The 13,174-nt window shown below is 43.7% G+C and carries 12 protein-coding genes; 10 read left to right on the forward strand and 2 right to left on the reverse strand.

What is annotated here, in order from left to right:
• Window positions 1-20 precede the first annotated feature (20 nt).
• The 9 genes from ASU35_RS17590 (at window position 21) to ASU35_RS17630 (ending at window position 8,808) form a co-directional block, all read left to right on the forward strand.
• Window positions 21-1,100 (forward strand): hypothetical protein, encoded by a 1,080-nt coding sequence (locus ASU35_RS17590; protein ID WP_058354266.1) that lies wholly within the window; start codon window positions 21-23, stop codon window positions 1,098-1,100.
• A gap of 64 nt (window positions 1,101-1,164) precedes the next feature.
• Complete coding sequence (locus ASU35_RS17595) at window positions 1,165-2,214, forward strand: FAD:protein FMN transferase (protein ID WP_058354267.1); 1,050 nt, start codon at window positions 1,165-1,167, stop codon at window positions 2,212-2,214.
• 15 nt (window positions 2,215-2,229) lie between these two features.
• On the forward strand, window positions 2,230-3,942 hold the full coding sequence (locus tag ASU35_RS17600; RefSeq protein ID WP_058354268.1) for a menaquinone biosynthesis decarboxylase: 1,713 nt from the start codon (window positions 2,230-2,232) through the stop codon (window positions 3,940-3,942).
• Between the two features lie 6 nt (window positions 3,943-3,948).
• Window positions 3,949-4,839, forward strand: coding sequence for a 4-hydroxybenzoate octaprenyltransferase (locus ASU35_RS17605; RefSeq protein ID WP_172794675.1), 891 nt, complete (start codon window positions 3,949-3,951; stop codon window positions 4,837-4,839).
• A 12-nt stretch (window positions 4,840-4,851) separates the two neighbouring features.
• Entirely contained in the window at window positions 4,852-5,451 is a 600-nt protein-coding gene (locus tag ASU35_RS17610; protein WP_058354269.1) for a UbiX family flavin prenyltransferase, read from the forward strand.
• The gene (locus tag ASU35_RS17615) at window positions 5,448-6,383 is read left to right on the forward strand and encodes an ABC transporter substrate-binding protein (RefSeq protein WP_058354270.1); all 936 of its coding nucleotides are present in this window, start codon (window positions 5,448-5,450) and stop codon (window positions 6,381-6,383) included. Before ASU35_RS17610 ends, ASU35_RS17615 begins: the two co-directional genes overlap by 4 nt.
• Window positions 6,367-7,161 (forward strand): ATP-binding cassette domain-containing protein, encoded by a 795-nt coding sequence (locus ASU35_RS17620; RefSeq protein ID WP_058354271.1) that lies wholly within the window; start codon window positions 6,367-6,369, stop codon window positions 7,159-7,161. Before ASU35_RS17615 ends, ASU35_RS17620 begins: the two co-directional genes overlap by 17 nt.
• Entirely contained in the window at window positions 7,158-7,886 is a 729-nt protein-coding gene (locus tag ASU35_RS17625) for an ABC transporter permease (protein WP_058354272.1), read from the forward strand. The genes ASU35_RS17620 and ASU35_RS17625 overlap by 4 nt, the downstream gene beginning before the upstream one ends.
• Before the next feature lie 385 nt (window positions 7,887-8,271).
• A complete protein-coding gene (locus ASU35_RS17630; RefSeq protein WP_058354273.1) occupies window positions 8,272-8,808 on the forward strand; it encodes a DUF5662 family protein in 537 nt (178 codons plus the stop codon).
• Window positions 8,809-8,818: 10 nt separating this feature from the next.
• Here the strand turns inward: ASU35_RS17630 and ASU35_RS17635 are convergent, their stop codons facing one another.
• On the reverse strand, window positions 8,819-9,565 hold the full coding sequence (locus ASU35_RS17635) for a DeoR/GlpR family DNA-binding transcription regulator (RefSeq protein WP_058354274.1): 747 nt from the start codon (window positions 9,563-9,565) through the stop codon (window positions 8,819-8,821).
• Between the two features lie 40 nt (window positions 9,566-9,605).
• Entirely contained in the window at window positions 9,606-10,589 is a 984-nt protein-coding gene (locus ASU35_RS17640) for a glycyl-radical enzyme activating protein (RefSeq protein WP_341417699.1), read from the reverse strand.
• Between the two features lie 145 nt (window positions 10,590-10,734).
• On the opposite strand from ASU35_RS17640, the gene ASU35_RS17645 reads away from it, so the two are divergent.
• Window positions 10,735-13,140, forward strand: coding sequence for a glycyl radical protein (locus ASU35_RS17645; protein WP_058354275.1), 2,406 nt, complete (start codon window positions 10,735-10,737; stop codon window positions 13,138-13,140).
• The last annotated feature ends 34 nt before the right edge of the window (window positions 13,141-13,174 follow it).

The raw sequence follows: 13,174 nt of genomic DNA on the forward strand, positions 1-13,174 counted from the left end.
TTTAAAATGGAGGAATTATTATGAAAAAGAAATTAGCAGTTCTGTTAAGTCTGACACTAGCAGTATCCATGCTGGCTGTTGGCTGTGGAAAAAAGGATGAGGCACCTATTCAGACAGAAGCTCCAACTACCCAGACAGAAGCACCAGCTGAGACAGAGGCTCCAGCAGCTACAGAAGGGGCATTAAAGACAGGTCTTTATGTTTCCACTTCTCTTGGGAAATCTACAGATGCTGGTGAAGAAGATGGTCTTGCACAGGTAGATTCCGCTATTTTTGCTGTAACTGTAGATGGTGAAGGCAAAGTAGCTGGCTGTGTAATTGATGGAGCTCAGACAAAGATTAACTTCTCTAAAGATGGTAAGGTTGTAACAGATTTAGCTACTGTATATCAGACAAAGAATGAATTAGGTGAAAACTATGGTATGAAGTCTGCGTCTGGTATCGGCAAAGACTGGAACGAGCAGGCTGCTGCATTTGCTGCTTACTGTGTAGGTAAGACTGCTGATGAAATCAAGGGCATCGCACTGACAGCAGAGGGCGTTGTTGAGGATGCAGATCTGGCAGCAAGCGTTACTATCCATGCAGGTGGATTTATTAACGGTGTTGTAGCTGCTATGGAAAATGCAACAGAGATGGGTGCCAAGGCAGGTGATAAGCTTGGTCTTGGTGTAAATACAACAATTTCTAAATCTAAGGATGCTGCAGATGGCGAGGATGGACAGGCACAGGCTTACTCCTACTATACAGCAACTACTGTAAATGCTGAAGGCAAGATTACAAGCTGTATCTTAGATGCTTCCCAGGGTACTGTAAAATTTGATGCTACTGGTAAGATTACAACAGATTTAACAGCTGCTGTTCCTACAAAGAATGAAATAGGTGAAAACTATGGTATGAAGTCTGCCTCCAGCATCGGTAAAGAGTGGGATGAGCAGGCTGCTGCATTTGCTGCTTACTGCTTAGGAAAGACTGCTGATGAAGTAAAGGGTATTGCTTTAGCAGAGGGTGTTCCTGCAGACGCTGACCTGGCTGCTAACGTAACTGTTCATGTTGGTGACTTCATGACTGTTATCAGCAAGGCTGTTGCAAATGCAAAATAATATTTGTAGAAAAAAAGGGAGTGCCATTTAGCACTCCTTTTTAAAACGAAAGGAATTTTGGCAAATGAAACGAATTGCAGTATTATGTATGACAATGATAACAGCAGTGGCATTGACTGGCTGTAGCCTTAGCCCTGCATCCCAGCCGAAACGGTATCAGGCGGAGTTTTTGACTTTGTTTGATACAGCAACTAAAATTATAGGCTATGCAGACAGCGAGGAAATCTTTAAGGAACAGGTACAGATTGTATATGATGAGCTGGAAAAGTATCACCAGCTGTATGATATTTATAATGATTATGATGGAATTAATAATATAAAGACTATCAATGATAAGGCTGGAATGGAGCCTGTGGTAGTAGATGAAAAGATTATTGATCTTTTGCTTTTGGGAAAGGAAATGTATCAGAAGACAGATGGAAAGCTCAATATTGCCTTTGGAAGTGTATTGTCTATCTGGCATGATTATCGTACCGATGGACTGGATGACCCGGAAAATGCCAAGCTTCCGCCGATGGAGAAACTGCTTGAGGCGAACAAGCATGTGGATATAGATAAGGTAATCATTAATGAGGAAAATTCTACGGTATATCTGGAGGATGCAGGCTTGAGTCTGGATGTAGGCTCTATCGGTAAGGGGTATGCAGTAGAACAGGCAGCAAAAGCGGCCAAAGAAGCCGGAATAACCTCGATGCTTATGAGCGTGGGAGGCAATATCCGTGCGATTGGAGTTAAGGGAGATGGAGAACGCTGGAAGGTAGGTATTCAAAATCCTTTTGATGACGAAACAGAGGAATACTTAAAAAAGGTATATGTAGAAGATATTTCCCTTGTAACCAGTGGTGACTACCAGCGATATTACGAGGTAGAGGGCAAACCATATCACCATATTATCAATACGGATACTCTGATGCCGGCTGAAAACTTTAGGGCAGTATCCATCTTGTGTTCGGATTCCGGTGTAGCAGATGCCCTGTCCACCTCTGTCTATAATATGACCTACGAGGAAGGCTTAAGCTTCGTAGAAGGCTTGGAAGGGGTAGAGGCCATGTGGATTTTTGATGATAAGACGATAGAATACAGCAGTGGTTTTGAAAAAAGTCTGGCAGATTAAGAAAAAGGTAAAATTATGGCATATAAAAGTCTGAATCAATTTATAAAGGAACTGGAAAAGAGAGGAGAACTGCTGCGGATTACGACAGAGGTTTCCTCTGACCTTGAAATTACAGAAATCACGGACCGGGTAAGTAAATCCTATGGGAAAGCATTGCTTTTTGAAAAGGTGAAGGACTCCCGATATCCGGTGCTTATCAATGCCTTTGGCACCTATGAGCGGATGAGTCTGGCACTGGAAGCAGATAATCTCGATACAATAGGTAAGCAGGTGGAAGAATACTTAAGAATTGAAAATTATACAACTTTCTCAGGTCTCTTCCATTCGATACCGCGGCTTTTGCGGCTTTTAGCCTGCTTTCCGGTAAAAAGGCCCTTTACTCTGAAAAAGCCGGCTTGTCAACAGGTAATAGAGAAAAATGTAGATTTAGATAAAATACCAATTTTAAAATGCTGGCCTTTGGACGGCGGCAGGTTTGTGACCCTGCCTCTGGTATTTACAAAGTACCCGGATTCCAGAGGACAAAATATGGGAATGTATCGGATGCAGGTGCTGGATAAGGAAACGACAGCAATGCACTGGCATAAGCATAAGGACGGAGCCGGGATATATGAGGCTTACCGAAGAATGGGAAAAAGGATGCCGGTTTCTGTTGCGATTGGAAGTAATCCGGCAGTGACCTATGCTGCGACGGCTCCGCTGCCGCCTAAGATAGATGAGATGTTTTTAGCCGGATTTTTACGGAGAAGGCCGGTAGCCATGGTGAAATGTGTGACGAATGATATTTATGTGCCGGCAGACTCCCAGTTTGTGCTGGAGGGGTATGTAGACCCGGAAGAGGAACTGGCATGGGAAGGTCCCTTTGGGGATCATACCGGATACTATTCACTGGCAGACTGGTATCCTAGGTTTCATGTTACCTGTATTACCCACCGGAAGGATGCCGTTTATCCGGCAACCGTTGTTGGAAGACCGCCGATGGAAGACTGCTATCTGGCAAAGGCTACAGAACGGATTTTTCTGCCGATGCTTAAATTTGCTCTGCCTCAGCTTGTGAATATGAACCTGCCGTTGGAGGGGGTTTTTCATAATTGTGCGATACTTTCTGTAAAGTGTGAATATCCGGGAGCTGCTCAGACGGTGATGAACTTTTTATGGGGTATGGGACAGATGCGGTATACCAAGCTTTTGATAGCTATAGGAGAATCCATAGACCCTTATGATTTAGAGGCAATAAAAAGGGCAATACTGGAAAGAGTAGATTTTGAAAGGGATATTACGATTTCCAGGGGACCGCTGGATGCATTGGATCATTCTTCTAACGAGGCCCTATTTGGCAGCCGTGTTGGTGTGGATGCGACTGGAGAAAAAAGGTTTTCCGCAGAGGAAGGCATCGGTGTCTACGCAATAGAGAAAACAATCCCTTTTGCTGGAAAGAAAAAAGCCAAAGAGGCAGCAGAAGCAGGAGAACACCGGCTGTCTGTTGTAGTAGATGCTTATGTTGATACAAAAAATACTTCCGAGGTTATGTGGAGAGTTTTTAACAATATTGATGCCTCCAGAGATTTTGTTTATCAGGAGGGCAGGTTAGCGATTGATGCAACAAAGAAGCTTTTTGAAGAGGGCTTAAAGCATCCATGGCCGGAGGATATTGTGATGAGTGATGAGATAAAAAAGCTGGTGGACAGCCGGTGGACAGAATACGGAATTGACAGAAAGGAAGTCTGAGTTTTCATGATAGAAAAAGCAATTCATCTGGTAAAAAGGGTGATACAAAAGCTTCAGGATTATGGAAAGCTGGTAATGTTCAGTCATACCATATTTTCCCTGTCCTTTGCCTTAGTATCACTTCTGGCAGCCTCTAACGGAAAACCGGAGCCAGGAGTGTTTTTCTGGGCGATGCTGGCTTTATTAGGTGCAAGAACCGGAGCAAATGCCTTGAACCGGGTGATAGATGCAAAAATAGATGCTAAGAATCCAAGAACAGCAAACCGCCAGATTCCAAAGGGTGAGGTATCTGTAAAAGAAACCTTGGTATTTGTGGCACTCTGCTTTGCACTTTTAGTATTCAGTGCCTATAAGCTGAATCCGCTGTGTATGTATCTGTCACCACTGGCACTGTTTTTGATGTTTATTTATTCTTATACAAAGAGATTTACCTGGCTATGTCATCTGGTGCTGGGAATTACCTGTGCCTGTGCTCCGGTAGGAGCCTGGCTGGCGGTGACAGGAGCCTTTTCCTGGCAGGCAATTTTTCTGGGTGGTGCTAACTGTCTGTGGACAGCTGGCTTTGACATTATCTATGGTTCCCAGGATTATGAGTTTGATAAGGCCAATGGCTTGCATTCCATTCCGGTACGGTTTGGTATCAAGGGTGGCTTGATTATTAGTGCTCTGTTTCACTTAGGAGCACTGGGATGCCTCGGACTTTACTGGTTGATTTCGCTGCCCCAGACCGGATGGATTTTACTGGTGGGAATCGTTGTTATCTTTGGGCTCATGGTGGTTCAGCATAAGCTGGTAACGCCGGGGCATTTAGAACAGGTCAATCTGGCTTCCTATAGTATCAGTCAGATTACCGGTATCGTATTGATTATTGCAGGTGTATTGGATGTATATCTGTAGAGGAGAGATGCTATGAAGACATGGATTGTAGGAGTAACGGGGGCAAGTGGAAGTGTGTATGCTCTGCGTACCATAGAGGCCTTATTAGAGGCAGGCTCACAGGTGCATATTGTATTCAGCGAAATGGCGGAAAAGGTAGTGCCTTACGAGACTGGGCTTGCAAAGGAGGAGTTTTATCAGCGGCTTTCTGAGCATTTTACGAGGGATAAGGATTTTTTCCCGGAAGAAAATACGGATATGTTTGCCGGAATTGCCAGTGGATCCTATCCTTGTGATGGCATGGTCATTGTGCCTGCCTCCATGTCTACGATAGGTCAGCTGGCTGCCGGCTATACGCCGTCTCTTCTTACCCGGGCGGCAGATGTATGCTTAAAGCAGCGAAGACCGTTACTTATCGTACCGCGGGAAACACCGCTGACAACGATTCATTTGCGGAATATGACAACACTTTCCGAATGTGGAGGGGTGATTTTGCCGGCTAGCCCGGGATTTTATAAGCATCCGTCCAGTATGGAGGAAATTATTGATTTTACCGTGGGCAGAATATTAGACTGCCTGAAGGTGGAAAATCAGCTATATCATAGATGGAAAGGGGAAGGAAATAGAAAATGAAAAAGAGAATGTGGAAATCAGGAATTTTAGCTCTGCTGGCAGCGGCAGGTGTCATGTCTTTGACAGGCTGTCAGAAGAAGGCAGAGGATACAACTATAAAGCTGGGAGTTATGTATTCCTCGGATATTGTACCTCTGGCAGTTATTGAGGGACAGAAGCTGGATGAAAAATACGGTATTGATTTTGAAATGGAGGTTTTCCAGTCAGCAAAGGACAGAGATGCAGCTTTGCAGGCTGGGGAGCTGGATGGTGTTTTTACAGACTATATTGGTGTCTGCATGTACCAGAATGCCGGTCTTGACATGAAAATTACCGGTGTAACAGATGGAGACTATGTACTGCTAGCCGGAAAGAAGACAGATATTACAGACCTTTCAGAGGCAGCGGGAAAAAGCATTGCAATTTCAGAAAATACGCTGATTGAATATAGCCTGGATTATATTTTAGAGCAGAAGGGGTATGGTGCAGACTATCTTAAAAAAGAGGTTGTACCAAGAATTCCGGAACGCCTGGAGCTGCTCCGGACTGGCTCTATCGACCTGGGACTTTTGCCGGACCCATTTTCTACGCTGGCAGCGGAGAGCGATGCTGTCATTCTTGGAAGTGCAAATGAAGCTGGACTGTATCCGGCAGTAATGGCTTTTACAAAAGATGCGGTTTCGGGAAAAAAGGATGTTATAGAGAAATTTTATAAGGCCTATAATGAGGCAGTAGATTATGTAAATACAACTCCAATTACGGAATACGAAGAACTGGTAATTGAGAGGTGTGGTTATCCTGAGGAGTTAAAGGGAAAAATTGTTCTGCCGGAGTACCGGAAGGATGTCCTGCCATCAGAGGAAGATTTACAAAACGCAATTAACTGGGCAGCAACAAAGGGACTTTGCCCGGCAGAGCTTAAGCCGGAGGATTTACTTGGAAAGCTGGATTAGTATGCTGGAAATCAAGGATGTAACACTAGGGTATCATGGAAAGAAACAATGGAATAGAGTATTGGAAGATTTTAGCTTTTCTATGGAGCGGGGACGTTTTCTAAGCATCCTGGGGCCATCTGGCTGTGGTAAAACAACTCTTTTAAATGGGCTTTCAGGGGTACTTCCGGTAAGAAAGGGAGAAATACTTTTTGAAGGCTCAGAGCTGTCACCGGGAACAATCTCCATTGGACTGATTCCACAAAGCTATGGACTTCTTCCATGGAAAACGGTAAAGGAAAATGCACTGTTTGGAGTACAGCTGCGGGATGGAAAGGACTTTGCTTCTAAAGAAGCTCAGTATGAAAAGGAGCTCACAGCCCTGGCAGAGCGGCTTTCGATAGAAAAGCTTCTGTCAAGATATCCTTCCTCCTTAAGTGGTGGACAGGCCCAGCGGACAGCCCTTTTACGGGCCCTTTTAGTGCGCCCCTTATTACTTTTGATGGACGAACCCTTTGCGGCCTTAGATGCAGCGTCGTCGATTGAGGCAGCTATGCTTTGCCTGGAGCTTTGGGAAGAGTACCGGCCGACGACGGTTATGGTGACCCACCGGCTGGAGGATGCCATGGCTTTAGCTACGGATATACTTGTAATGAATCAGAGCGGAAAAATATCTGCCTGCTATCAGAATCCGTGGCAGGGAAGCTATGACTGTCAGGAAGAGGAATATTTTAAGATGAAAAGAAAATTAAGGGAGGCTGTTTTAGCGGCGCATGGGAAAGGAGAAGAAAAGCCATGAAAAAGATAGGGAACTTTTTAGTGGGATTTCTCCTTTTACAGCTTATCTGGCTTCTGGGAGCACTCCTTTTACATACAAGAGCTCTCCCGAATCCCCTTTTTGTCTACTTAAATTTCCCGCGGGTTTTAGAGGCAGGAATTTTTTTGCATGTAGGGGCAAGTCTTTTGCGGATTACAGCCGGAATCCTGATTTCACTGCTTCTGGGAATACCGCTGGGGCTTTTTATGGCGTATCAGAAGAATGGATGCCGTTTTTTAAATCCACTGGTGTATTTTGCCTATCCAATTCCTAAAACAGCTCTGCTTCCTGTGGTGATGCTGCTTCTGGGCCTGGGAAATGCTTCTAAAATAGTAATTCTTGTACTTACAGTAGTATTTCAGGTGATGATAGGGACTAAGGATGCTGCCCTGGGAATTGATGAGAGCTTTTATCAGGTAGCCCAAAGCTGTAATGCCAGTGCCAGAGACATGTTTTTTCATATTACCCTGCCAGCGATTTTGCCATCACTATTTACCGGGCTGCGGATTAATGTTGGAACCTCTCTTGCTGTACTGTTTTTAGTCGAGGCTTATGGAACCAGACTTGGTATCGGATATTATATTTTGGATGCCTGGTCGAGAATTTCCTATCTGGAAATGTACGGAGGTATTCTGGTAATTTCATTGATGGGAGCGTTACTGTTTTTGATTTTAGAGCTTTTGGAGACGAGAGTTGTGAGGCGGTAATTTTGATTTATAGATTTGTTTTGATTTTCAGGAGACGAAAAGAGTGTTGCTATTGTAGCTCTTAAGCTAGGACTACGAAAGACGATAATTCTAGAAAAATGCATATAGTTTATTACAAGTGACGAGTACGCGGACATTCGACCTCCTGTCTCAAGTCCGCTCAAAAAACCTCCGTGTTTTTTGCCTCTGTAGGCTATGCATTTTTAAGAATTATCAGTCTTTCTCCGTATAGCTTATTCGCTACAATAACAACACTCTTTTCGTTTCTTGAAAATCAAAATAAATCTACAATACTAAATTATTCAATACATCCAGAAGGTTGATAATTAGTGAAAAATGAAATATAATATTCGAAGATATCAGAATTTGGAGGCTTAGATGTAAAATGTGGAAGTGGCTGGGACATTTAAAAACGATTAATCATCATAAACGGTTGGTAATGAAGCACTGCTTTAAGGCAGGGCTTTATAAGCAGGGACTTTTACATGATTTGTCCAAGTATTCTCCGACAGAATTTTTAGTAGGGGCAAAGTATTATCAGGGTGACAGAAGTCCCAATAATGCAGAACGTGAGGATAAGGGCTATAGCATGGCGTGGCTTCATCACAAGGGGCGAAATAAGCACCATCTGGAGTACTGGATTGATTACAGTTTAGACCCGAAGGAGGGGATGATTGGTCTTAGGATGCCGGATAAGTATTTGGTGGAGATGGTATGTGATAGGATTGCAGCCAGCAAGACTTATAGAAAGGATGCTTATAAGGACAGTGACCCACTGGATTATTTTTTAAATTCCAAGGAGCATTATATGGTTCATCCTGAGACTGCGAAAAGTCTTCAGTTCCTTTTGTCCATGCTTAAGGAAAAAGGAGAAGAGGAGACCTTCCGCTATATGAAACAGGAGCTTTTAGGGAAAAAATAACAGTTCTCTTTTATACAGTAATTACACAGATACCCTGCTTTTCAAGTTCTGCAATAGTCCCGGAATCTATGTGCCGGTCTGTAATAACCTTTTGAATTTTACCCTTGATGTTCAGAGGAACAATACCATGCTTTGCAAATTTTTCACTTTCGGTAAGGACAATTACCTGTTCTGCCTGTGGAGCCATATCACGGACTGCCTGTGCACGCATCTGATCCTGGTTGGTAAAGCCTGTTCTTAAAGAATAACCATCTGTTCCAATGAAGAACAAATCAACGCAGAAATTCTCGGCACATTGGCGAAGCATTGGACCAACCAGAACCTGAGAATCCTGCTGATAGATTCCGCCCAGAAGGATAACTTGGAAATTTGATTTTCTGCGGATATAATCGGCAATAAAGGCACTATTGGTAATAATTGTAAGATCTTTTTTTGTGGCAGTCAGAAGATCAGCTAAAATAGCACAGCAGCTTCCGCTTTCAATCATAAGAGTATCACCCTCTGTAATCAGTTCGGCTGCCTTCCGGGCAATCTCTTTTTTGATTTCATAGTGATAGGCAATTCTTCCGTTAATATCATCTGTACTACGAAGGACGGCAAAGCCGTGTTCTCTTGTGATAATTCCCTTCTGAACTAAGTCATCCAGATCCTTTCGGACAGTTACTTGAGAAACTCCAAGCTTTTGTGCCAGAAGAGAGATTTCGACTCGTTTTTCGGTGGTTAGCAATTCTAAAATCTGGTGAGTTCTTTTTGTCATTGTACTGATATAAGTTCCTTTCTTTTATATTTTTAAACACCTAAAAAAAGGCATGAATACCAGCCTGAAGAAAAATCTGCCGGAAGGCTTCCAGGTCTTTTTCGTGCAGGGCTGGGAAATCGGTATATTTGTATTCCCTATTCAGCATATCATACTTTCTTTCGCCGAACTGATGAAAAGGAAGAAGCTGGATTTCTTTGGCATCGACCTCTTTGAGGCGTTCGGAGAACCCTTTGGCATCTTCCAGAGAATTATTGTACTCCGGGATAACAGGAAGACGCGGGAGAACTTTTTTCCCGGATGCTATGGCACGTTTCATGTTCTCCAGAATAGGACGGTTGGAAACGCCGGTTCCTTCCAGATGCTTTTCTTCCTTCCAATGCTTCATGTCAAACAGCAGCAGGTCGGCTTTTTCGGTTACCCGGTCGAAAATCTCCGGGGCAGCATAACCGGTTGTTTCTATGGCTGTGTGAATCTGGTGTTCTTTTAATGCCTTCAGAAGTGAAATGGCAAAATCCGGATGCATAAGAGGCTCCCCACCAGACAAGGTAACACCGCCACCGCTTTCTTTGTAAAAGTCTTCGTCCTGAAGACAGACCTTCAGAATTTCAGAAATGCTGCGAATCTCTCCTTCTGCCTTTAAAGCCTGGGCAGGGCAGCCAGAAACACAGCTTTGGCATTGCTTACACATAGCGTGATTAATCAGAATGTTTTTCTCTTTTCCAGTGATAGCACCGAAAGGACAATTTGCAATGCAGACCTGGCAGCCAGTACATTTTTCTCGATCCCATAAAATCTGAATTTTGCTATTCTGGCTTTCTGGATTTGCACACCAGCTGCATTTTAAAGGACAGCCCTTAAAAAATACAACCGTCCTTATACCTGGTCCGTCATGGAGACTGAATTTTTGTATGTTGAAAATAATACCAGTTTCTATTGTGTTAATAAAATCAAGTCCTCTCTTAAGTATTTGTATTTTTGAATGTATTTTTATTCTATCATGAAAGGTGTAAAAAGTAAACAAGAGAAAGTAAAAAAACTTTCATATGAAAATTAATTTGATTTTTTAGAAATATAATTGACAAATAATAGGAAAATATGATAGGATTTAATTACGAAGGAAAGATATTAATATTTCATATAAAATATATAAGATTGGAGGATAAATTATGAATAATTATTTTGGAACATTGACGCCAAGAATGGAAAGCTTCAGAGAAGAGCTTTTAAACGTAAAACCGCAGGTATGCGTGGAGAGGGCAGTGATTACAACGCAGACCTATCAGGAGAACCAGGATCAGCCCCTTGCATTGAAGCGGGCAAGGATGCTGAAAAATGTACTGGAGAAGATGAGCATTTTCATTGAGCCACAGACCATGATTGCAGGAAATCAGGCCTCCACAAACCGCAGTGCACCAATCTTCCCGGAATATGCAATGAAGTGGGTCATTGACGAGCTGGATGAATTTGAACACCGCGATGGTGATGTGTTTTATATTACAGAAGAAAATAAGCAAAAGCTCCGAGACATTGCACCGTTCTGGGAGCACAATACCCTGCTTGACAGGGGGTTGGCGGCTTTTCCGCCTCATTCCAAGCAGTATTATGACCTTGGGATTATCAAATCCGAGGGAAATATCACCTCGGGAGATGCCCATTGTGCCGTAGACTATGGCAATATGCTGCGGGTTGGATTAAAGGATTATGAAAAAAGGACACAAAAGAAGCTGGAGTCTTTGGATTTAACAGACTATAAGAATATTGAGAAAAGCTATTTTTACCGGGCGATTCTGATTGTGATAGAAGCGGTAAAGAGCTTTGCAGGCCGTTATGCCCTTCTGGCAGAAGAGACAGCAGAGAAGGAGAAGGATGCCAAGAGAAAAGCGGAGCTTTTAGAAATGGCACGGATTTTAAAAAGGGTGCCTTATGAACCGGCAGAAAGCTTCCGAGAGGCAGTACAGAGCCTGTGGCTGGTACACCTTATTCTTCAGATTGAGTCAAACGGACACAGCCTGTCCTACGGACGGATGGATCAATACCTGAATCCTTATTATGAGGCAGACTTGGCAAAAGGGCTCATTACCGAAGAGGAGGCCTGTGAGCTCATGTGCAACCTGTGGCTTAAGACATATACAATCAATAAAATCCGTTCATGGAGCCATACGCAGTTTTCAGCAGGCTCTCCTCTGTACCAGAATGTTACTGTGGCAGGACAGACTACCGATGGAAAGGATGCTACCAATCCGATGAGCTGGCTGATTTTAAAGAGTGTTGCTAAATGCCACCTGACACAGCCAAACCTTACGGTAAGATACCACAAAAATCTCAGTGACGAGTTCATGCGGGAATGTATTGAGGTCATAAGATGCGGCTTTGGCATGCCGGCCTTCAATGATGATGAGGTGATTATTCCAAGCTTTATTGAAAAGGGAGTAAAGCCGGAGGATGCTTATAACTACAGTGCTATCGGATGTGTAGAGACAGCTGTTCCGGGAAAATGGGGCTATCGGTGTACCGGTATGAGCTTTTTGAACTTCCCAAAGGCGCTACTGATTGCCATGAACGATGGCGTGGATCCGGCATCGGGAACAAAGCTTTGCGAGGGCGTGGGCCATTTTAGGGATTTTACAGATTTTGAACAGGTATTGGAGTGCTGGGATAAGGTGATTCGCGAGATGTGCCGCCAGTGTACCATTATCGATGCAACCTGCGATATGGTTCTGGAAAAGGATACGGCAGACATTCTCTGCTCAGCTCTGACCGATGACTGTATTGAGCGTGGACTGAATATGAAGGAAGGTGGAGCAGTCTATGACTTTATCAGTGATTTGCAGGTAGGAATTGCCAACCTTGCAGACAGCCTTGCAGCTATGAAGCAGATTGTATTTGAGGAAAAGAAGGTGACTCCGGCAGAGCTTTGGGAAGCATTGCAGTCAGATTTTGCAGGAGAGAAGAACGAAGAAATCCGAAAGCTTCTACAGGCAGCACCAAAATACGGAAATGACGACGATTACGTTGACCAGCTGGTGGTAAATGCATATAATGTATATATTGATGAAATGAAAAAATACCATAATACCCGTTATGGCAGAGGTCCGATTGGCGGTGTCTATTATGCAGGTACCTCCTCTATTTCTGCTAATGTTCCTCAGGGAGCCGGAACCCTGGCAACGCCAGATGGAAGAAAAGCTGGTGAGCCTTTGGCTGAGGGCTGCTCTCCAAGCCATGGTGCAGACAAATGTGGTCCGACAGCGGTATTTAAGAGTGTATCAAAGCTTCCGACAAAGGAAATTACAGGAGGTGTGCTGTTGAACCAGAAGGTAACACCACAGATGCTTGAAAAAGAAGAAAACAAGCAGAAGCTGGCATTCCTTCTTCGCACCTTCTTTAACAGACTTCATGGATATCATGTGCAGTTTAATGTAGTCAGTCGTGAAACCCTTTTGGATGCACAGAAGCATCCGGAAAATCACAGAGATTTGATTGTGCGGGTTGCTGGTTACAGTGCATTTTTCAATGTATTGTCCAAAAAGACCCAGGACGACATTATCGAGCGGACAGAACAAACCTTATAGTGATATTTCCCGGCAGGAGGTTTTCTCTTCTGCC

The organism is Acetivibrio ethanolgignens (assembly GCF_001461035.1).
In the GTDB taxonomy this organism is placed as follows: domain Bacteria; phylum Bacillota; class Clostridia; order Lachnospirales; family Lachnospiraceae; genus Velocimicrobium; species Velocimicrobium ethanolgignens.